Raw genomic sequence first — 19,457 nt, 5'->3', positions numbered from 1 at the left:
ACATGAACCAGACCATCGGCCAGAGCAAGCCGACGAGCATTCTCTATCTCGACGGCGTCTCCGTCTCCTTCGACGGCTTCAAGGCGCTGAACGGGCTCTCCTTCGTCATCGAGCCCGGCGAACTTCGGGCGATCATCGGTCCGAACGGTGCCGGCAAGACGACGATGATGGACATCATCACCGGCAAGACCCGGCCTGACGAGGGGCAGGTCTTCTTCAAGGGCGAGATCGACCTGACGAAGAAGGACGAGGCGGAGATTGCATCGCTCGGCATCGGCCGTAAGTTCCAGAAGCCGACCGTCTTCGAAAGCCATACGGTGTGGGACAATCTCGAACTTGCTCTCAACCGGAATCGGGGGGTATTTCCAACGCTCTTCTATCGTCTGACGGCCGAGGACAAGATCCGCATCGAGGAAATCCTTACGACCATCCGGCTCGCGACCCGCCGCGATGATCTCGCCGCCAACCTTTCGCACGGCCAGAAGCAATGGCTGGAGATCGGCATGCTGCTCGCTCAGGAGCCGGAACTGCTGCTGGTCGACGAACCGGTCGCTGGCATGACCGATGCGGAGACGGCCGAGACTGCCGTTCTGCTCAAGGAGATCGCCAAGACCCGATCCGTCGTCGTTGTTGAGCACGACATGGGTTTTATCCGCGAATTGGGGGTCAAGGTTACCTGTCTTGCCGAAGGAACGGTGTTGGCGGAAGGCTCGATCGACTTCGTCAGCAGTGATCCGAAGGTGATCGAGAACTATCTCGGGCGCTGACTTTCGATGCCGGAATTGTTTGAGGAGGGCGCGTCATGCTGAGCGTCGAGAACGTCAATCTTCACTACGGTGCCGCACAGGCGCTGCGCAATGTGTCGATCAACGCCGAGATGGGCAGGATCACCTGCGTGCTCGGGCGCAACGGTGTCGGCAAGTCGAGCCTGCTTCGCGCCGTCACCGGCCAGCATCCGGTCAGCGCCGGTGCGATCGGCTTCAACGGCGTGGCACTCGCGGGCATGGCACCTTACCGTCGCGCCAAGGAAGGCATCGGCTACGTGCCGCAGGGCCGTGAGATATTTCCATTGCTGACGGTCAAGGAAAACCTCGAAACAGGTTACGCGCCGTTGAAGCGCGCAGATCGCTCCATACCGGAGGACGTCTTCAATCTCTTCCCGGTTCTTCGCTCGATGCTCGGGCGTCGCGGCGGGGATCTCTCCGGTGGCCAGCAACAACAGCTGGCGATCGGCCGGGCGCTGGTTACGCGCCCGAAGATACTGGTGCTCGACGAGCCGACCGAGGGCATCCAGCCTTCGATCATCAAGGATATCGGTCGGGCAATCCGCTACCTCCGGGACTCGACCGGCATGGCAATCCTGCTGGTCGAACAATATCTCGACTTTTGCCGGGAACTTGCCGATCACGTTTATATCATGGACCGCGGCGCCGTGGTTCACGAGGGGCCGCCCGAGACGCTGGACACGGCAGAAGCGCGGCGTCATCTCACGGTGTAATCGCTTTCGTTGATATCGGTGACGGCGGTCTCGACGCGCTGGCGGTTCAAGTGCGGCGCTACTCGTTCCCTCTTCGTTCCGATAGAGGCTGCAAATTTCGCCTTCTGGCGATTGCTTGCCTGCGGAATAAGCTTGCACGCCAGCGGTCTTCCCGGTGAAATTCTCGCCTTGCCATGAAAGCGCCAACAAAGCGCACTAAATCTATGCAGTAACTTACGTAATTTCTTGAGAATGGTGCGGTTTGGGTGTAACACATCCTAAGCGAAAGAGTGCGGCCGTCACAACCCATTGCCTCCGGCGGATGCCCGAGGAAAGGACTTGTGGCGGCCTTCTTGTTCACGAAAGCGAAGTCACATGTTGACCAAAAAAGGAAAATACGGGCTCAAGGCCCTTGTCGACCTGGCTCAACTGGAGCCCGGAGAGACCGCCTTCATCACCGAGATCGCGACGCGGAACAATATTCCGAAGAAGTTCTTGGACGCGATCCTGCTCGAATTGCGCAATGCCGGCATCCTTCGTTCGAAGAAGGGTCCAGGCGGGGGCTACTCGCTGTCCCGACCCGCCTCCGACATTCGCATCGGCCAGGTGATCCGCACGCTGGACGGGCCGCTCGCGCCGATCCGCTGTGCCAGCCGCACCGCCTTCGAAGCCTGCGACGATTGCACCGATCCGGTGAACTGTCATGTGCGCAAGTCGATGAGCGATGTCCGCGACGCGATCGCCTCGATCCTCGACAACATGACGCTGGAGCAGTTTGCAGCCAACGACAATGCCTCTGAGATCGTGGGGCTGCGCGATGCGGAGGCCGGCTGAAGCGGTCAACGGCCGGTAGGACATTTCCAGTGGCCGCATCCGTGTGGAATCACGTTGCTGTTATTGTCTATAGAATAATTGTATTATTCTGCCTCAGCCAAGGAGAGGCGGATGAGCAACGTACATTTCCTCAGAGAACAAACACCGGCCAGCAGTAGCAACGCACAAGATGAAAAGCGGCGGAAGCTGTTTGTCCGCGCCGAGGCACTATCGCAGGATTTCGCTCGCCGAGGCGCCGAGCTCGATCGCGTCGGCGCACCGCCGCGTGAAGAGATCGAGGCACTCCGCCAGGCCGGCCTTTTGACCACGCTGCATTCGCCGGAGGTTGGCGGTGCGGGCTTGAGCTGGGTAGACGGGCTTCGGCTGGTGCGCATCATCGCGCGTGGCGAAAGCTCGATCGGCCAATTGCTTGGCTATCACTACGTCAACAGCCAGTATGTCTACTGGGCCGCTGCCGATCCCAAACAGGCCTGGGTGCTTGGGGCGGAGACCGTCGAGCGGCAGCTCTATTGGGGAGCCGCGGTCAACCCGCGCGATCCGAGCCTGACATTGGAGCGGCGTGGTGGCCATTATGTGCTGAACGGCCGCAAGACCTTTTCGACCGGCGCCCATGTCTCCGACCGCATCAACGTCAACGCTGCGATCGACGGCAAGATCGCCAACTTTGTCGTGCCGACCGATCGGCCGGGTTATGTCGCCAACGATGATTGGGACAATATCGGCCAGCGCCTGTCGGACAGCGGCAGTGTCGAGTTCCGCGATTTTCCCGTCTACGAGCGCGATTTCATCTTGCCGCTGGCCGATCCCTCCGATCCGCCCCCGGTGCAGGCAACATTCAACACGCCGCTGATCCAGCTCGTCTTCGTGAATTTCTACCTTGGCACGGCCGAAGGCGCGCTTGCCGCGGCCCTCGACTATGTGCGTAGCACGACGCGCCCCTGGATCACATCTGGCGTCGAACGCGCCAGCGATGATCCCTATATTCTCGAACGGATTGGCGAATTGCAGGCAAATCTGAAGGCGTCGATCGCCTTGGCCGATGCGGCGGCCGCCCTCGTCGAAGCGGCGCTGTCGCAGGGCCGCTCGGTGACGGCCGAGGCGCGTGGCCAAGCCGCGATCGAGGTCTACGCGGCCAAGGTTCACTCGACCCATGTCTCGCTCGACGTGACGACGAAGGTCTTCGAGTTGATGGGCGCGCGGGCCACGGCGGGGTACTATCACTTCGATCGCTACTGGCGCAATGTCCGCACCCACACGCTGCATGACCCGGTCGCCTACAAGGCCCGCGAGGTTGGCGACTTCGCGCTGAACGGGCGGATACCGCCGGTCAGTCTCTATAGCTGAACCTACCCACCGGCACGATTAGCTTTGCCTGCAAGAAAAACGCCGCCTGGACCAAGTCCCGGCGGCGTCTCTACGATAGCCTTGCCCTTAAGCCGAAGCTGCGATCGCTGTTCTCGTTGCCCCAAGATCCCGATAGCCGGCGCCCGGATGCGGCGCCACCAGCCTTGGCCCGCCACCGAAGAGCTTTTCCCTGAGTGTGCCCTGGCGATAATCGGTCTTGTAGACGCCGCGCTTCTGCAGTTCCGGCACGAGCAGATCGACCGTATCCTCGAAAGTTTCGGGCGTCACCGCATAGGCGAGGTTGAAGCCGTCGACGTCGGTGTCCTCGACCCATTCCTGCATGAGGTCGGCAACCGTCGCCGGTGAGCCGACGAAGACGGGGCCGAAGCCGCCGATGCCCACCCAGTCGGCCATTTCGCGAACGGTCCAGACCCGGTCCGGATCGATAGTCGTGAAGGTTTCGACGGCGGATTGCACCGCATTGGTGTAGCGATGGCGCAAGGGTTCGTTCTGAGCGAACTGGCCGAAATCGATGCCCGTCCAGCCGGAGATCAGCGCCAAAGCGCCTTCGTAGGAAACGTGCTTGCGGTACTCGTCGAACTTCTTCTTCGCCTCGGCATCGGTTTCGCCGAGGATCACCGTCTGCAGATTGAAGGCGAGGATTTCGCGCGGGTTTCGGCCGGCGCGCTCTGCCGCCTCGCGAACATTGGCGACATAGCGTTTCAGCACCGCCTTCGACGGTGCCGCGACGAAGATGCATTCGGCGTGTGCCCCGGCGAAGTCTTTGCCTTTGCTCGAAGAGCCCGCCTGGTAGAGCACCGGCGTGCGCTGCGGCGATGGCTCGCTCAAATGGATGCCCGGAACCGTGAAATGACGCCCGCGATGGTTGATCGGATGCACCTTTTCGGGATGGGTGAAGATGCCGGTCGCGCGGTCGCGCGCCACCGCTCCGTCTTCCCAACTCCCCTCCCAGAGCTTGTAGCAGACCTCGAGATATTCCTCGGCTAGATCATACCGGTCGTCATGGCGCGTCTGCTGCGCCTGGCCAATGTTGAGTGCGCCGCTGTTCAGGTAGGAGGTGACGATGTTCCAGCCGATGCGCCCTTTGGTCAGATGGTCGAGCGTCGAGATGCGGCGGGCGAAGGTGTAAGGGTGTTCGAAGGAGAGCGACGCCGTCAGGCCGAAGCCCAGATGTTCCGTCTCATAGGCCATCGTCGGCACCAGCTGTAAGGGGTCGTTGACCGGGATCTGGGCGGAATGCCGAAGCGCCGCCTCGGCATTGCCGTTCAGCACATCATAAACGCCGAGCACGTCGGCGATGAACAGCCCGTCGAATTTGCCGCGCTCGAGCGTCTTCGCCAGATGGACCCAATAGTCGAGATCCTTGTAGCGCCAGGACTGGTCTCGCGGGTGGGTCCACAACCCTGGCGACTGATGGCCGACGCAGTTCATGTCAAAGGCATTCAGCCGGATTTCGCGACTCATGGAGCTCTCCTTCGGGCAAGGTTTGGGCATTGCCCGAAGTGCCGATCACGCCTCGGGCCGCCTGTGCGCTATCGATGGGATCAAAGCGCGCCGTTCTTCGGCGGCTTGACGCCGTTCAGGTGATAGTTGCCGACGACGTGATGCTTCCAGCGCACCGGGTCGTGCAGCGTGTGGGTGCGGGCGTTGCGCCAATGCCGGTCGAGGTTGAGCCCGATCCTCGTCGAGGCGGTTCCCGACAGTTCGAAGAGCGTATTGCTCGCTTCCAAAGCGATCTCGGTGGTCAGAACCTTCGCCGCGGCAACGGCAAGCGTTGCCTCGACGACGCTTTCCTCGGTGCCGTTGATCTGCGCGACATCGACCTTCTTGCCCGCCCGTTCGACGGTGGCTGTCGCCGCCGCCAGGCGGATGGCGAGCTGGCCGATGCGGGCGATCGTGAGGGGATCATCCGCTGCGCGCTCGACGCCGCTGTCCATCCAGGGCCGCGCATGGTTGCGTACGAACTCGAGGGTTTCGGCAAAGGCCGCCCGGGCGATGCCGAGGTCGATGCCGGCGTGGATGATCTGGCCGACGGAGCCGATCGTCGTCGGTCGCTCGAAGCCGCGGTGGTGGCGCACCACCGCATCGGCGGTGACATGGACATCTTGCAGCACGGTCGTGCCGCTGCCGGTCGTGCGCTGTCCGAAGCCATCCCAGTCGTCGATGATCTGTAAGCCTTCCGCACCGCGCGGCACGAAGGCCATGGTCAGCTTTTCATTCGGATCGAGTGCGAAGACGACGATCCATTCGGCAAACAGCACGCCGCTCGAATAATACTTGCGGCCGTTCAGTCGGAAGCCGAGGCCATCGGGCGTCAGCCGCGTCGCATAGTCGCCGACGGTTTTCGTGCCGCGCTCGGAAAGGGCGTTGCCGAAGCGGTCGCCGGCCAGCGCCCGGCCGAAGAAGAAGGCCTTTTGTTCCTCCGTCCCGTCGGTGCGCAGCGCTTCCAGGATGTAGAAATGGTTCTGCGGGATCTGACCGATCGAGGAATCTGCCTCCGAGAGGATGGCGGTGATCTCCGCCAGAACCGCATTGGAAACGTCGATGCCGTCATATTCCGGCGGCACGGTGATCGCGAGCAGGCCGGATTGAGCCAGCGCATCGAGTTCGTCGAAGGGCAGGATGCGATCCGTATCCCGCTCATTGGCGCTCTTGGCGAATTCCGCAGCCAAGTCCCGGGCGATCGACAGCGCTTCCTCCTCGCTCTCGATCCGGTGCGCCGGGGCTCGTGTCTTCTCTGAAAGCCGCGAGATCGTTCCCATGTGACTGCTCCCTATCGATTGAGGTGCATATCAGTGAATTATCTGGCAAGACCGAGTAAGATAGTATATTCTATAGAAATTATCGATTTGAGATTTTCCTTTCTGCCGCGATGGCGACCGGTGTTTACCTTCGGGGCTGGATCGTTAATATCGAGTCGGGGGGAGACCATGAGACAATACCTAGGTCGAGGCACGCGGCGTTCATGCGTGCCGGCTTTCCGCCAAAAATGTCTGCGGCACAGGGAACCATCGCCCGATTTGCGCATTGCGTCATCGCCCGCAGTTTGACCAGTCGCGTGGCCACAGAATATCGGCCACCTGACACGAACACAAATACATGCTGACAGAATTGGCCATTCGCGTTTCCCGGCCTTGAACACTGAAGGAGACACAAATGACGAATTTCCTGCCTGCTCTACACGAAGGGCACGCCCCCATCACGCTGCAGAACCTGTTTCGCGATGCTCTGGAGGCCTATGACGACTGGGGCGCGGGTATGCCCGAGCCGCTCGTTGCGTTCGAAGGTAAGCTGCTTCCGATCAGCGAGGTCTTCGAATGGATGAAACCTTGCACCGACATCATGCCGGCGAACCTCATCGGCATTGTCACGGATCGGCTGAACAAACCCTGGAGCGGTGAAGGTCCGCTCGATGAAATGACGGTGTCGACCGCGGCGAGGGTCATGTCTGTCTTGACCAGACGCCAGTTGCGCAACTTCGGCAGCGGATCGATCGAGGTCTTTGCCGAGCGTTTCAATCATCCGGTGCGTGCCAACGCCTGACGAAACGCTTTTCGAGGAGCGCGTTCGCGCGCTCCTCAAGTTGAAGCGTCCGTTCGATTTTACCGCATTCAACCCACCCTCTTCCTTGAAGGAGCGCCCCGTAAACACGGGAAAAGGTTGTAGCTCGAGGGGCGAAGCGGCGTGAATTTTCGACAGTTGGAAGTGTTGCGCACGCTCCTGGCGACCGGATCGACGATCGCGGCCGCCAAGACCATGGGGCTCAGCCAGTCCGGCGTCAGCCGGCTCCTGCAGCAGCTCGAGGAAGACCTGTCTCTGACGCTGTTTGCTCGCGACAAGGGCCGGTTGATACCGACACCCGAGGCGATGAAACTTGCCGAGGATGCCGAGCACATCCTCTTGGGTATCGACCGCTTCACCAACCTGGCGCAAGATCTGCGCAGCGGCGCCGTCGGTCCCGAGGTCGTGCGCATCGGTCTGCCGAACAGCATGTCCGAAACCTTTGCTCCGGCGATGCTTTCCGACTACGCCAAGGATTTTCCCGGCGTGCGGATCGAGACCTTCTTCGATACGACCGTGGCCATCGCCCGTCTGGTTGAACAGCGCATCATCGACTTCGGCTTCCTGCGCTATGAGGGGCAACTGAGCGCCGGCATCGAGATGCAGCCGGTCGCAACCGGGGTCAGCGTCTGCGTGATGGAAAAGGGACATGCCCTATCGGCACACAATACCCTCACGCCCAAGGAACTGCGCGGCGTGCCATTGATCCTGATTGGCCGCCGCCGGCCGACACGGGTCATGCTCGACGAGATCTTCCGCAAGGCGGGCGTGCCGCAGAAGGTCAAGATCGAGACCCACAGCAACAGTTCGGCATGCGCCTATGCGGCCTATGGCCTTGGCGTTGCCATCATCAGCAGCTTCTTCGCCAACTTGCATCGCCATCTGCCGATCGAGATCCGACCATTCTCGCCGCACCTGACCCAGGATTTCGGCGTTGCGACTGCGTCCGGTGTTCCCTTGTCGCTCGCGGCTCAGGCGCTCATCGACTGCCTGAAGCGACAGGTCGCCACCGTTCACGAGCTGTGAGCGTTTGGGCTGATCGACCCGCCCGCGGCGAATAATACTTTGCTTTAGCTATTGTATTTGGCACATCGAACGACCCGATGGTGCTCGCCTGGCTGATCGATAGGCCTTTTAACTTCGACATTTTCGGCTGAAATTGTTGAGGGAAATCAGTAAGCGGAAACGCGTTTGTGCACTTTGGCACGATTGTCATAGGGGTCAGCATTACACTTCCGCTTTCGTCAGAAAGACACTCGACAGAACGGCTTTTACTTTATCCATCGTGTCGGAAACGCCGATGTCCGCGAGATCACGTTTGGACCTGTCTTCCACCGTTTCAAGGAACTGTTTCAGATGCTCCCGCGCCAGCTCAGGGATTTCGAAGCGGTCGTCATCAGACAGCAATTGGGAGAGCCGTAGAATGTCGCCTTCGTGCTTTTTTATGTTTTTGGAGTCGACCTGTTCACCGCGCTCGCGCCGTGCTCGCAAATCGACCCAAGCGCGATCTGGGGCCATGCGGAACTGAGCTTTCATGAAGAGAAGTCGGCTGCCGCCCAGATCGCCATGCTGGAGAAGCACGGGTTTCGCGTGGCGCGCGGGCTCGCCGAAATAGCCACCGCCTTTGTCGGCGAGATCGGCGACGGTGGCCCGGTGATCGCCTTCCTTGGCGAGTTCGATGCGCTGGCCGGCTTGAGCCAGGTTGCCGGCGTCTCCGAACCGCAGGCGGCGGTCGAGGGTGGTACGGGCCATGGCTGCGGCCACAATCTGCTCGGCACCGGCTCGATGCTTGCCGCCGTCGCGCTTGCCCGCTACCTCAAAGAGAACAGGCTGCCGGGCAGGATACGCTATTACGGCTGCCCCGGCGAGGAGGGTGGTTCCGGCAAGACCTTCATGGCGCGCGCCGGCGTCTTTGCCGATGTCGATACGGCGCTGACCTGGCACCCGGCGCCCTTCAACGGTGTCCGCTCGACCAACAATCTCGCCGTTCTCGAAATCTATTATCGCTTCAAGGGCGTCTCGGCGCATGCGTCGAATAGCGCGCATCTCGGCCGCAGCGCGCTCGACGCGTTGGAACTGATGAATGTCGGCGTCAATTTCCTGCGCGAGCACATGCCGCAGGATTGCCGCGTGCACTATGCGATCACCGATGCCGGCGGCAAGGCGGCAAACGTCGTCCAGGCGCGCGCCGAGGCGCTCTATCTCGTTCGCGCGCCGCAGATGCCCGAGGCGCTGGCCCTCGCTGCTCGCATTGATAAGATCGCCAAGGGCGCCGCCATGATGACCGAGACCGAGGTCGAGATCGTCTTCGAGCGGGCAGCCACGAACCTCCTGCCCAACATCGCCTTGGAAACGGCGATCCACCAGAACATGGTGACGCTCGGCCCGGTTCCCTTCGACGAGACCGACATCGCATTTGCCAAGGAAATCCAGAAGACGCTGACGCCGGAGGCGATCTCGAGCAGCATCCGGCTTTACCAGATCAAGGGCGACGTCTTCGCTACAGCCGTCTCGACGGCTCGACCGGCATGCATCTCGGTCTCCGGGATTTCGAGGGGCAGTCGCATTTCCGCGCCGGCTCGACCGATGTCGGCGATGTGAGCTGGATCACCCCGACGGCACAGTGCTGGGCGCCCGCCTGGGCGATCGGAACCGCGCCGCATACCTCGCAGGTCGTCGCACAGGGCAAGAGCCCGGCCGCGCACAAGGCCTTCGCCCATGCGGCTAAATCATTGGCGGCGACGGGTCTCGATCTGATCCTTGATGCCGACCTGCTGGCGCGCGCAAAGGCGGAGTGGCGTGAAAAAACCAAGGATAAACCCTATCAGTGTCCGATACCGTCTCACATCGGCCCCAAGCTCTGAAGGCCGATTTGACGGCTTTATCGAACGCTCGCGCCGCCGTCGCGGGCATTTTTCTTTGCGAGATTGGCATCTTCGGCCTGCCGTTCGTCGTTGCCTCCGATCGTGGTCCAAGCCTTGACGCGAATCATAGGCTCGGGCATGTCTGTTACGGACTTTTTCGAATAAGTGCTGAATGGCCGTATTTGAATGGAATCTCTGTTAATGCTCTCCGGCCGCGTCGGGCCGTCAGGTGCATGCAAGGAGTATGGCGGAATGAATATGACGGCAACCCAGGCAAGGCAGGACGCGGATCACTCCCAGGCGCGCCGTCCGGCAGACGAAGCGATCGCCGCGGATGCGCGCGCCCTTTCCGAACAGCTGAAGGCAATGCGTGAGCGGCTTTTCCCGCCGACCGCGATGAAGACGCTACGAAGCTTCACCTCCGGCGAGGCGGCCAAGCTGATCGGCGTCTCCGACGGCTATCTGCGCCAGCTCTCGCTTGCCGGAGAAGGGCCACAGCCGGACACGGGGCTCGGTGGTCGCCGTTCCTATTCGCTCACCGACATCAATGCGCTGCGCCGTCATCTGGCCGAACAGGCGCTGGCCAAGGGTAATGCCGCCAAGGCCCGCAGCTACCTGAAATGGCGCGATGCGGAGGCGGGCGAGCATCTTCAGGTCATCTCGGTCACCAACTTCAAGGGCGGATCCGGCAAGACCACCTCGTCGGTGCATATCGCCCAATATCTGGCCATGACCGGCCATAGGGTGCTGGCCGTCGATCTCGACCCGCAGGCGTCGTTGTCGGCGCTTTTCGGCTACCAACCGGAGCTCGACCTCACCGGCAACGACACGCTCTACGGCGCGATCCGCTACGACGCCGAAGCGCGGCCACTGAAGGACATCATTCGCAAGACCTATTTCGATGGTCTCGACCTCGTGCCCGGCAACCTCGAACTTCAGGAATTCGAGCACACGACGCCGCAGGCACTGAGCGCCCGCCACAATGGCAGCGACGCCGGCCCGCTGTTCTTCGCCCGCGTGCAGACCGCACTCGCCAGCGTCGCCGACGACTACGACGTCGTCATCATCGACTGCCCGCCGCAACTCGGCTACTTGACGCTCTCGGCGCTCTGCGCTTCGACATCCGTCATCGTCACCGTGCATCCGCAGATGCTCGACGTCGCCTCGATGAACCAGTTCCTCTATATGACGTCGGATCTCCTCAGCGTCGTGCGTGAGGCCGGCGGCGAGCTGAATTTCGATTTCCTGCGTTATCTCGTCACCCGCTTCGAACCGAATGACGGGCCGCAGGCGCAGATTGTCGGCTTCATGCGCTCGCTCTTCGGCGACCGTGTTTTGACATCGGCCATGGTGAAATCCACCGCGGTCTCCGATGCGGGCCTGACGAAACAGACGCTATACGAGGTGGGGCGCGAGAATTTCACGCGCGCCACCTACGACCGCGCGGTCGAATCGCTGAACGCCGTCAACGGCGAGATAGAAGCACTCATTCATGCGGCATGGGGGCGCTGATCGACATGGCTGGTAACCGCAAGAACGAACTGCGCGCCCTTTTCTCCGGCAACGTGCCGGCATCGGTCCCGGCCGCACCGGCTGACGAAACGCAGCCCGCCGCTGTAACGAACGCGCAGCCAGCCAAGCCATTGGCGGCCAAGGCGCCGCTCGCCGAAGTGCCGCGGGCAGCCTCTGGCGCGATCAAGGCCATGGGCCTTTCACTCGGCACCATCACCCGCGAAGCGGAAGAGGCGCGCGCGCTCCGTGAAGCCTTGCACCAGGGCGAGCGCGTGGTCGAACTCGATCCGGACCTGATCGATGCCTCCTTCATCGAGGACCGGCTGACCGACGGTGAGACCGATGATCCGGATTTCCTGGCGCTCGCCGACAGCATTCGCGACAGCGGCCAGCAATCGCCGATCCTGGTGCGACCGCATCCGGAGAAGCAGGGGCGCTACCAGACGGCCTATGGCCACCGGCGCCTCAACGCCGTCCGTAGCCTCGGCATCAAGGTCAAGGCGATTGTCCGGCCGCTGACCGACGACGAACTGGTGCTCGCCCAGGGCAAGGAGAACGCCGAGCGGCGCAATCTCTCCTTCATCGAGCGGGCGATGTTTGCTTCCGCGCTCGCCGACCGCGGCTTTGACCGCAAGGTGATCGGCGAGGCGCTTGCCGTGCAGAAGAGCGAGCTATCGCGTCTGATCCAGGTGGCCGAAGGCGTGCCGCCGGTGATCGCGCGCGCCATCGGCCCGGCGCCCAAGGTCGGCCGCGAGCGCTGGATGGCGTTTGGCGCGCTGCTCGAAGACGAGGCTGCGGTGCAGGTCGCGCAGGAGGAAAGCCGCTCACGCCGCTTCCTCGAAGCCGAAAGCGATCATCGCTTCCAGATTCTCTTCACCCGGCTGTCGCGCAAGCCGAAGTCGGAAACGGTGAAGCCGGAGACGCTGGTCGACGCCGGCGGAAGGGTCTTCGCCAAGCTCAAGCGCGACGGCAAGAACGCCCGAATCGAATTTGCGTCGGACGTCGATCCGGCTTTCATCGACGAGGTGGCCGCGCTCCTCGCCAAACACCATGCCGCCTTTGCATCCGAGCGCGAAGGCTGACGGCGGGACCTCGCTTAGGGTCGCAGTCGTGCCCCGCAACCAATTTCAGCTTAAACCATCGCGATCCCCGTCTAATCATCGGGGATACTTGAGGATGGTAGGCGAGTGATGACATGGCGATCCGCCAGCCATTCCAAGCGGCCGTCGCCATTCTTGCCGCCATCCGGCGCCGCGCCAGCACCACGAAGCACGCGCCCATGATCCAGCGCACGGCCACCGCCAACCTTCCGGAACAAGAGTTGCTCGACATCGTACGCCAAGGCTCAACGAAGCATGAACCTCCGAGTGGGAACGCTTGAGAGGGAACAGGATTCCATAACTATTTGGGACTTGACGTGTCGCGTCCCCTCTGCACGGTTCCCTCCCGTGTCCCGCCACCTGCTTCAGTTGTTCGGCTTACCCGCACTGCAATGCTGTTGGATGAATTCCGACAGGAAGGTTGAAGCGTGAACGCACCTCCGATGCACAGCGATCGCCTGCGGCACTTTCGAGAATGTCCCCTCAACAACGCGGAAACCTGAATTCTCTTCGCAGAAACGTGACAGGGACTCGGTCAAGCCCGCCGCCGCATCGCACCGGGAGGATACAAGCATGTCCAAAGCGGAGGCGGGATTTTCAGTATGGAGGACAATTGCATTTCTAACCTGTCGCTCAAGCTGCTTTGTATAGGCAGCGGTTCTGGCGGCGGCAATGCGCATCCCTTCGACATCAACATGCTCCACGCTACCTAGCGGGCTACTGTCTGACACCAGAAAGCTGGCGGTCACCGTGGTATAGGGGGGCGAGAAGGAGAACCTGTCGGCACGTGACGGATCGGAAGCAATGAACGCAACGTCCCACTCGTTGCCTTCGGCAGCCGCAAGAATGTCAGCGGCCGATCCGTATTGAACCAGCGACAAACCGCAGTCGAGTTCTGCCGCAAGTGCGATTGCGATCTGCGCGCTCGGCCCTGTTAGATCGCCTGTCACTGGATCGTGTTGGACAAGTGCGGCATTCGACATGTTGACCGCCGCTCTGATGACTCCCATCGGTGCGATTTCAGTGAGGAGTTCGTCACGTTCCGGCATCGCGGTACGCTCCTTGCGATGCAAATCGTGCCGCGAGTGCTTCCGATCCCCTTGCCAGGACAGCGACATCGACACCAACGGCAGTAAATAGTGTTCCCAGTGAGATGCACCGTGCCGCGAACTTCTCATCCGGGGTAAGAATGCCCGCAGGCATGCCCAACGCTTTCAGGCGTTCAATCGCGTCGACAATTGCATCGACCACTTCCGGGTGGCTCGGTTGGCCCCTGTGTCCGAAACTCGCTGCCAGGTCTGCCGGTCCTAGGAATACCCCATCCACGCCCTCTACCGAGGCAATCGACTCGAGGTTGCCGAGTGCTTCCCGCGTCTCAACTTGCAGCAACAGGCAAATTTCCCGTTCCGCATTTTGCGCATAGTTCGCAACTCGGCCGAAACGAGTGGCGCGCGTCAGGGCAGAAACACCACGAATTCCATCCGGAGGATATCGCACCGCCGCGACTGCGGCTTTCGCCTCTAACGCGTTTTGAACGTAGGGAATGAGCAGTGTCTGAACACCAATATCCAGGAAACGTTTGATGAGAACGGTGTCGTTGATGGCCGGGCGGACAACTGGGGAAACGTCGTATGGTGCGACCGCTTGCAATTGTGGCAGGACGGTCAGAACGTCACCTGGAGAATGTTCCGTGTCGAACAAGAGCCAGTCGAAACCTGAAGGCGCGACGATTTCCGCGGCATAGTTTCCCGGCAGGCCACACCACAGCCCGATCTGACTTTGACCAGCAAGGAGCTTCCGCTTGAACCGATTGACAGGATGTTCCATCTGGCACCTCACACGAACGACACGCCGATGGAGCCGACAGGGCCATAGTCGGCTTGAATGACATCACCCTTCGCGATGTCGACAGGACGCGTGAAGGAGCCGGCCAGGACTATTTGTCCCTTCTTCAGGCCACCGCCCACAGCATGAAGTTTGTTGACCAGCCACGCGATGCCGGCTGCCGGATGTCCCATGATCGCCGCCGACACGCCCGACTCCTCGATAATGCCGTTCTTGGAAAGAGTTGCTCCGACCCAACGGATATCAATGTCCATCGGGCGAATTATACGGCCGCCAACGACGAGGGCGCCGAAAGCCGCGTTGTCGGCAATGGTATCGGTGATCGCTCGAGGGACTTCGGTCCGGTAGTCGATAATCTCGAGCGCCGGGACAACGAACTCGGTCGCACGCATGACGTCATAGATCCTGGTGCCGGGCCCGACGAGATCCTCACCCATAACAAAGGCCAGCTCAACCTCGAGGCGCGGCTTGATAAACAAGTCAGCCCTGATCTGCGCTCCGTCGTTGTAAAGCGCATCGTCAAGAATGCAGCCGTAGTCCGGCTCCGTCATCTTCGAAGCCATCTGCATTGCGCGTGACGTCAGGCCAATCTTATGCCCGACGATCCGTGCGCCCTTGGCTACCCTCGCCTCCGCCCACAAGGCCTGGATCCGGTAGGCGTCCTCGAGTTCGAGGTTCGGGTAGGTCTCGCTAGGCTGTATGATCGGCTTGCGCTCGATTTCAGCTTTGAGCAGCGCGTCTGCCGCGGCCCGGCGTTCTTCTTCGGTAATCATATCGTTTGCTCGGCTGATCGTGATTTATTTGATTGGGGGACGCGGCAAAACGGCTTCGCCGGGTTCCATGACATAGGTGTAGTCGAGCGAGAACCACGGACCGGGAATATCTGCTTCGGTCGGATGGGGCTCCTCATGCCGAATGAAGTCGCCGGTCAGCGCTGCCGTGACCCCGAACTGAACATCGGAGTCGATGTTCGGGTCGCTAGGGTCGAAGACCTGGGAAATCAGCGTCTTGTATCCATGCTTGAAGATCAGTGCGTGCAGGTGCGCTGGTCGGTACGGATGTCGTCCCTGAGCTTTGAGCAGGCGTCCGACCACGCCATCGACCGGTATCGGATACCCGACCATCTTGACGGTCCTGAACCAGAACCGACCTTGCTCGTCGGTCGTGAATTTGCCGCGCAAGTTCATCTCGGCCTGGTCCGGGTCCTGGTTTTCATAAAGACCGACGGGAGATGCATGCCACACATCCACTTCGGCGCCGGCAATTGGCTTGCCGTCGCGGTCAACGACTCTGGCATGCACGAACAAGGGCGTGCCCGGCGTCTCGGATCGGATGATCGACCCGCCATTTTCGACTCGCGGAGAGTTGAGGCGCCAGAATGGGCCCAACAGCGACTGGGAGGTCTCAGTCTGTCCCCTGTCGCCATTGTTCAACAGGCAAACAAGTGAAGACACGCCAAGAGAACCGGCCATCAGCACAAACTCGTTGTGGTGGTCAGTATGCAGCTTCCCGATCTCATTCAGTATGGCTGTCGCCTCCCGAAACTCGACCTCCGTCAGTCGAACCTCGCGCACGAAGGCATGAAGATGCGTGACCATCGCCACGAGGATTTCCCGCAGGCGGGGTTCTTCAGTGCGATTCATCACAGCGAGGACGGCTGGCGTCAGATCGCTTTCAGTTTTGATCACCATATGGCTACCTCCCGATTTCTCCGACTACCAGAATAATCGATTATTTGTCAAGTCCGCGGAACATTCGTTCGACAGCAATAAGCCGAGAGAAGAAAGACAGTGACGTGAAGTGCTTTGATTTAATTACATAATAATCGCACAAGGGAGGCTGAGGCCTTGCTTTTTGCAGAATTTAGCGCGCGAAAGTTGACATCAATAATCGTTTATTGTATCGATCATCGACAATTAGTTAAGGGAGCCTTGGAAGGAACGATGGTACCGAATGATGACGGCGCTCTTGCTCCGACGACAGAAGATGCTCCATCGTCTTCTGGCTTTCTCGACGACGGCAAAAACACAATTGGGAGCCAGCTTGCATCCCGACTTCGCGAGGCGATCATCTCCGGCGAGCTTCAGGCCGGCAGCAAGATTAATCTCGACAAGGCGCGCAAGACGTTCAACGTGAGCCTCAGTCCGCTGCGTGAAGGGTTGGCACGGCTGATATCGGACGGCCTAGTGGAGTTCGAGGACAATCGCGGCTACCGCGTTTCATCAATTTCCCTGGCCAATCTGGAAGAAGTCACCACCCTGCGCGAAGAGTTTGAAGTCTTTGCGCTTCGCGAGTCCATGCGGCTCGGCGATGTGGAGTGGGAGGGCAACGTCATGCGCGCGCTGCATCGCCTAAACCGCACCGAGCGTGACGCGGATCGGCCAGAGACACTGGAGCGCTGGGAAGAGCTTCACCGCGAATTTCATCTGACACTCATAGCTGGCTGCGGGAAGCCGATCCTGCTCCATTTCTGCAGATTGCTTCTTAATCTCAACGATCGTTATCGTCGGGTGTTTCTGACCCGCACGTCGGGTGACCGCAACGTCAGCCAGGAGCACAGTGAGATTGCTCAGGGAGCCGTCGCGCGGGATCTGGACTATTCGTGCGATATGTTGCGTCAGCATATCCACCGCACGGGAACCAATCTGCGCAATCACCTCGCGACAAAGGGGATCTTGTGATGGTCGTCGCGACGCCAGGGCCGAGCCTCGAACTGGGCGTGGCGCATTTTTCATCCATCGCGCTGCCGCCCAAGCAATTCGCCGTGACGGCTGCTCGGGCGGGTTTTGCGTCGATAGGTCTGCGCCTGCACCCTGCCTTTCCCGGAGCCCCTTTCTACGAGTTGCCGGTGGGCAGCCATAGTGCCGAGGAGTTCAAGACAATTGCCAATGGCGAAGGCATCAAGGTGTTCGATATCGAGTTCTTCGTGATCGACGAGAACTTCGTTGCGGCCTCCCACGAGGCGACTGTGGCAGCCGCTGCGAACATCGGGGCGCGCCGGCTGAGTGTTTGCGGCGATGATCGAGACGGCGGCCGTCTTGCCACGAACTTTTTTGAGTTTTGCGCCCTCGCGGCGCGATATGGCCTGTCAGTCGACATCGAAAACATGGGCTGGCGGACGGTAAGAACCTTTCACGACAGCGTAGCGGTCGTGAATTCCTGTGGAGCAGAGAACGCCGGTGCCCTCGTTGACGGGATTCACTTCTTCCGAAACGGCGCCTCGATCGACGAGCTTCGCGCGAATGCAGGGAGGGTGAAACACGTCCAGCTTTGCGACGTCCGCGGGCCTGCGCCCAAAACATCGGAAGCAATGATCGCCGAGGCGAGAAGCGGCAGGCTCGCTCCTGGAGAAGGCGAATTGCCGTTGAAGGACCTCTGGGCGGCAACCGAAGCCGGTGCTGCTATCTCGGTTGAAGTGCCGCTCGTCGGGCCGGCGGACCCGGAGGCACATCTAAAACATCTGCACGACAGCGCACTAGGGATTTTGAAATCGGATCATTGATCCGGCGCCGACCCGGCGTGACCGGTCGGAGGGAGGAAGCCTTACATGTCCTATACGTTCGATTTCGGTGCGGTCCTCGACCGCGCCCCGGAATTGCTATGGGGTTCGCTTGGAACGCTTGGCCTTGCGTTGGCTGGGATGCTCCTCGCGCTCGTCATCGGAATCCTGGGCGTTGTTGCAAGGACTTCCAAGAGTGAGATCACGCGCACTCTCGTGATCATCTTCGTTGAGGTCGTGCGTAATACGCCATTCCTCGTGCAGATCTTCTTCATATATTTTGCCCTTCCTCTCATGGGCATTCGCCTCAATCCGACCGTTACGGCGATTATTGCCCTCGGCATCAATGGTGGGGCGTACGCAATCGAGATCATTCGAGGCGGGGTCGAGAGCGTGTCGCGCGGCCAGATCGAGGCAGGTTTCGCACTTGGTCTGCACAAGGCGGACGTCTTCCGGCTCATCGTGCTCAAGCCGGCGCTGCGGGCGATTTATCCCTCGCTCACAAGCCAGTTCATCATGCTGACACTGACAACGTCTGTCTGCACGTCGATCGCCGCCTACGAACTGACCTCGGCCGCTCAGCGCATCGAGTCTGACACCTTCCGCAGCTTCGAAGTCTATTTCACGGTGACCGCTATCTACCTGGTTATCTCGAGCCTGATGATGGGCCTCTTTGCCCTCATTTCTCGCCAATACTTCAATTACCCGACGCGATAGGAGGCAATCATGGGTCCCATCGGCGAAAATGAATTCTTCTTTTTGATGCAGGGTTTGAAGTGGACCGTGCTGCTCGCGATCGTGGGCTTTATCGGCGGGGGGATATTCGGAATCCTGATCGCGCTGTTGCGCACCTCGAAGACGAAAGTCGCCCGGAGGATCACCGCAGGCTTTATCGGCGTCTTCCAGGGCACGCCCCTTCTGATGCAGCTCTTCGTTGTCTATTACGGCGTTGCGCTGTTGGGCATCGAGGTCAACGCGTGGATCGCGGTCGCAATCGCCTTCACGCTTCATGCCAGCGCCTTCCTGGGAGAGATCTGGCGCGGCTCGATCGAGGCTGTGCCGAAGGGCCAGACGGAAGCGGCCAACGCCCTCGGCCTGCATTATGTTTCGCGGATGAAAGACGTCATCCTGCCGCAGGCCCTGAAAATCTCGATGCCGGCCACGATCGGCTTCCTTGTCCAGCTCATCAAGGGCACGTCGCTGGCAGCAATTGTCGGCTTCATTGAACTGACTCGCGCCGGCCAGATCATATCAAACCAGACCTATCGCCCGCTGCTCGTCTTCGGGATCGTCGGCGCAATCTACTTCATCATTTGCTGGCCGCTCTCCCATGCCGGAAGTGGCCTCGAAAAACGGATGGCGAAAGCTGCCCGCTAACCGCTTCGCTCGAAGCAAAACTC

The 19,457-nt window shown here is 60.6% G+C and carries 20 protein-coding genes and 1 pseudogene; 14 read left to right on the top strand and 7 right to left on the bottom strand.

What is annotated here, in order from left to right; translation table 11 throughout:
- Window positions 1-2 precede the first annotated feature (2 nt).
- From urtD to AC0C6X_RS20035, 4 genes are all read left to right on the top strand, one after another.
- Window positions 3-767, top strand: coding sequence for an urea ABC transporter ATP-binding protein UrtD (gene urtD / locus AC0C6X_RS20050; protein WP_247959139.1), 765 nt, complete (start codon window positions 3-5; stop codon window positions 765-767).
- A 35-nt stretch (window positions 768-802) separates the two neighbouring features.
- A complete protein-coding gene (gene urtE, locus AC0C6X_RS20045; protein ID WP_173519707.1) occupies window positions 803-1,498 on the top strand; it encodes an urea ABC transporter ATP-binding subunit UrtE in 696 nt (231 codons plus the stop codon).
- Window positions 1,499-1,852: 354 nt separating this feature from the next.
- Window positions 1,853-2,311: an RrF2 family transcriptional regulator gene (locus AC0C6X_RS20040; protein WP_173519708.1), complete on the top strand. Its 459-nt coding sequence runs from the start codon at window positions 1,853-1,855 to the stop codon at window positions 2,309-2,311.
- Window positions 2,312-2,422: 111 nt separating this feature from the next.
- Window positions 2,423-3,655, top strand: coding sequence for an acyl-CoA dehydrogenase family protein (locus AC0C6X_RS20035; RefSeq protein ID WP_472954767.1), 1,233 nt, complete (start codon window positions 2,423-2,425; stop codon window positions 3,653-3,655).
- A gap of 87 nt (window positions 3,656-3,742) precedes the next feature.
- Here the strand turns inward: AC0C6X_RS20035 and AC0C6X_RS20030 are convergent, their stop codons facing one another.
- Entirely contained in the window at window positions 3,743-5,140 is a 1,398-nt protein-coding gene (locus AC0C6X_RS20030; RefSeq protein WP_173519710.1) for an LLM class flavin-dependent oxidoreductase, read from the bottom strand.
- A gap of 80 nt (window positions 5,141-5,220) precedes the next feature.
- Window positions 5,221-6,438 carry an SfnB family sulfur acquisition oxidoreductase gene (locus AC0C6X_RS20025; protein WP_472954764.1) on the bottom strand — a complete coding sequence of 406 codons (1,218 nt, stop codon included), beginning with the start codon at window positions 6,436-6,438 and terminating at the stop codon, window positions 5,221-5,223.
- Window positions 6,439-6,832: 394 nt separating this feature from the next.
- On the opposite strand from AC0C6X_RS20025, the gene AC0C6X_RS20020 reads away from it, so the two are divergent.
- Together AC0C6X_RS20020 and AC0C6X_RS20015 are read left to right on the top strand one after the other, a co-directional pair.
- Window positions 6,833-7,219: a BRA0787 family protein gene (locus AC0C6X_RS20020; protein ID WP_173519712.1), complete on the top strand. Its 387-nt coding sequence runs from the start codon at window positions 6,833-6,835 to the stop codon at window positions 7,217-7,219.
- Window positions 7,220-7,360: 141 nt separating this feature from the next.
- Window positions 7,361-8,263: a LysR family transcriptional regulator gene (locus AC0C6X_RS20015; protein WP_173519713.1), complete on the top strand. Its 903-nt coding sequence runs from the start codon at window positions 7,361-7,363 to the stop codon at window positions 8,261-8,263.
- A 201-nt stretch (window positions 8,264-8,464) separates the two neighbouring features.
- Here the strand turns inward: AC0C6X_RS20015 and AC0C6X_RS20010 are convergent, their stop codons facing one another.
- The gene (locus AC0C6X_RS20010) at window positions 8,465-8,818 is read right to left on the bottom strand and encodes a hypothetical protein (protein ID WP_472954900.1); all 354 of its coding nucleotides are present in this window, start codon (window positions 8,816-8,818) and stop codon (window positions 8,465-8,467) included.
- Here AC0C6X_RS20010 and AC0C6X_RS20005 point away from each other — a divergent pair.
- The 4 genes and pseudogenes from AC0C6X_RS20005 (at window position 8,699) to AC0C6X_RS19990 (ending at window position 12,994) form a co-directional block, all read left to right on the top strand.
- Window positions 8,699-10,101, top strand: a pseudogene (locus AC0C6X_RS20005) (M20 family metallopeptidase). The gene AC0C6X_RS20010 and the pseudogene AC0C6X_RS20005 sit on opposite strands and share 120 nt — an antisense overlap.
- A 258-nt stretch (window positions 10,102-10,359) precedes the next feature.
- The gene (gene repA / locus AC0C6X_RS20000) at window positions 10,360-11,613 is read left to right on the top strand and encodes a plasmid partitioning protein RepA (RefSeq protein WP_173520199.1); all 1,254 of its coding nucleotides are present in this window, start codon (window positions 10,360-10,362) and stop codon (window positions 11,611-11,613) included.
- Between the two features lie 5 nt (window positions 11,614-11,618).
- Complete coding sequence (repB, locus tag AC0C6X_RS19995) at window positions 11,619-12,695, top strand: plasmid partitioning protein RepB (RefSeq protein WP_173519714.1); 1,077 nt, start codon at window positions 11,619-11,621, stop codon at window positions 12,693-12,695.
- Between the two features lie 113 nt (window positions 12,696-12,808).
- Window positions 12,809-12,994, top strand: coding sequence for a hypothetical protein (locus AC0C6X_RS19990; protein WP_173519715.1), 186 nt, complete (start codon window positions 12,809-12,811; stop codon window positions 12,992-12,994).
- 84 nt (window positions 12,995-13,078) lie between these two features.
- On the opposite strand, the gene AC0C6X_RS19985 is transcribed toward AC0C6X_RS19990, so the two are convergent.
- The 4 genes from AC0C6X_RS19985 to AC0C6X_RS19970 are packed head-to-tail and all read right to left on the bottom strand — an operon-like array spanning window position 13,079 to window position 16,249.
- Window positions 13,079-13,762: a transporter substrate-binding domain-containing protein gene (locus AC0C6X_RS19985; protein ID WP_173519716.1), complete on the bottom strand. Its 684-nt coding sequence runs from the start codon at window positions 13,760-13,762 to the stop codon at window positions 13,079-13,081.
- Window positions 13,749-14,540 carry a 4-hydroxy-2-oxoheptanedioate aldolase gene (gene hpaI, locus AC0C6X_RS19980; protein ID WP_173519717.1) on the bottom strand — a complete coding sequence of 264 codons (792 nt, stop codon included), beginning with the start codon at window positions 14,538-14,540 and terminating at the stop codon, window positions 13,749-13,751. Before hpaI ends, AC0C6X_RS19985 begins: the two co-directional genes overlap by 14 nt.
- Before the next feature lie 8 nt (window positions 14,541-14,548).
- Window positions 14,549-15,331, bottom strand: coding sequence for a fumarylacetoacetate hydrolase family protein (locus AC0C6X_RS19975; protein ID WP_018237596.1), 783 nt, complete (start codon window positions 15,329-15,331; stop codon window positions 14,549-14,551).
- 24 nt (window positions 15,332-15,355) lie between these two features.
- Window positions 15,356-16,249, bottom strand: a complete 894-nt coding sequence (locus AC0C6X_RS19970) for an intradiol ring-cleavage dioxygenase (RefSeq protein ID WP_173519719.1) — start codon at window positions 16,247-16,249, stop codon at window positions 15,356-15,358.
- A gap of 252 nt (window positions 16,250-16,501) precedes the next feature.
- Between AC0C6X_RS19970 and AC0C6X_RS19965 the strand changes: the two genes are divergently transcribed.
- The 4 genes from AC0C6X_RS19965 to AC0C6X_RS19950 are packed head-to-tail and all read left to right on the top strand — an operon-like array spanning window position 16,502 to window position 19,434.
- Window positions 16,502-17,239, top strand: a complete 738-nt coding sequence (locus AC0C6X_RS19965; RefSeq protein WP_173519720.1) for a GntR family transcriptional regulator — start codon at window positions 16,502-16,504, stop codon at window positions 17,237-17,239.
- Window positions 17,239-18,060: a sugar phosphate isomerase/epimerase family protein gene (locus AC0C6X_RS19960; protein WP_173519721.1), complete on the top strand. Its 822-nt coding sequence runs from the start codon at window positions 17,239-17,241 to the stop codon at window positions 18,058-18,060. Before AC0C6X_RS19965 ends, AC0C6X_RS19960 begins: the two co-directional genes overlap by 1 nt.
- Window positions 18,061-18,105: 45 nt before the next feature.
- The gene (locus AC0C6X_RS19955; protein WP_247959134.1) at window positions 18,106-18,774 is read left to right on the top strand and encodes an amino acid ABC transporter permease; all 669 of its coding nucleotides are present in this window, start codon (window positions 18,106-18,108) and stop codon (window positions 18,772-18,774) included.
- 9 nt (window positions 18,775-18,783) lie between these two features.
- On the top strand, window positions 18,784-19,434 hold the full coding sequence (locus tag AC0C6X_RS19950; RefSeq protein WP_173519723.1) for an amino acid ABC transporter permease: 651 nt from the start codon (window positions 18,784-18,786) through the stop codon (window positions 19,432-19,434).
- Window positions 19,435-19,457 lie beyond the last annotated feature (23 nt).

The sequence above is a fragment of the Ensifer sp. VA4 genome, assembly GCF_055710065.1.
The sequence above is the reverse complement of the archived record's forward strand: the minus strand, read 5'-3'. Positions and strand labels throughout refer to the sequence as shown.

Excerpts from the sequence above, each read along its gene's own strand:
- AC0C6X_RS20040 (WP_173519708.1), top strand. The coding sequence starts at position 1,853 with ATGTTGACCAAAAAAGGAAAATACGGGCTCAAGGCCCTTGTCGACCTG.
- AC0C6X_RS19975 (WP_018237596.1), bottom strand. The coding sequence starts at position 15,331 with ATGATTACCGAAGAAGAACGCCGGGCCGCGGCAGACGCGCTGCTCAAA.
- repB (WP_173519714.1), top strand. The coding sequence starts at position 11,619 with ATGGCTGGTAACCGCAAGAACGAACTGCGCGCCCTTTTCTCCGGCAAC.
- urtE (WP_173519707.1), top strand. The coding sequence starts at position 803 with ATGCTGAGCGTCGAGAACGTCAATCTTCACTACGGTGCCGCACAGGCG.
- urtD (WP_247959139.1), top strand. The coding sequence starts at position 3 with ATGAACCAGACCATCGGCCAGAGCAAGCCGACGAGCATTCTCTATCTC.
- AC0C6X_RS19950 (WP_173519723.1), top strand. The coding sequence starts at position 18,784 with ATGGGTCCCATCGGCGAAAATGAATTCTTCTTTTTGATGCAGGGTTTG.
- AC0C6X_RS19985 (WP_173519716.1), bottom strand. The coding sequence starts at position 13,762 with ATGCCGGAACGTGACGAACTCCTCACTGAAATCGCACCGATGGGAGTC.
- AC0C6X_RS19970 (WP_173519719.1), bottom strand. The coding sequence starts at position 16,249 with ATGGTGATCAAAACTGAAAGCGATCTGACGCCAGCCGTCCTCGCTGTG.
- AC0C6X_RS19955 (WP_247959134.1), top strand. The coding sequence starts at position 18,106 with ATGTCCTATACGTTCGATTTCGGTGCGGTCCTCGACCGCGCCCCGGAA.
- AC0C6X_RS19960 (WP_173519721.1), top strand. The coding sequence starts at position 17,239 with ATGGTCGTCGCGACGCCAGGGCCGAGCCTCGAACTGGGCGTGGCGCAT.
- AC0C6X_RS19965 (WP_173519720.1), top strand. The coding sequence starts at position 16,502 with ATGGTACCGAATGATGACGGCGCTCTTGCTCCGACGACAGAAGATGCT.
- AC0C6X_RS20035 (WP_472954767.1), top strand. The coding sequence starts at position 2,423 with ATGAGCAACGTACATTTCCTCAGAGAACAAACACCGGCCAGCAGTAGC.
- AC0C6X_RS20020 (WP_173519712.1), top strand. The coding sequence starts at position 6,833 with ATGACGAATTTCCTGCCTGCTCTACACGAAGGGCACGCCCCCATCACG.
- AC0C6X_RS20030 (WP_173519710.1), bottom strand. The coding sequence starts at position 5,140 with ATGAGTCGCGAAATCCGGCTGAATGCCTTTGACATGAACTGCGTCGGC.
- AC0C6X_RS19990 (WP_173519715.1), top strand. The coding sequence starts at position 12,809 with ATGGCGATCCGCCAGCCATTCCAAGCGGCCGTCGCCATTCTTGCCGCC.
- AC0C6X_RS20025 (WP_472954764.1), bottom strand. The coding sequence starts at position 6,438 with ATGGGAACGATCTCGCGGCTTTCAGAGAAGACACGAGCCCCGGCGCAC.
- repA (WP_173520199.1), top strand. The coding sequence starts at position 10,360 with ATGACGGCAACCCAGGCAAGGCAGGACGCGGATCACTCCCAGGCGCGC.
- hpaI (WP_173519717.1), bottom strand. The coding sequence starts at position 14,540 with ATGGAACATCCTGTCAATCGGTTCAAGCGGAAGCTCCTTGCTGGTCAA.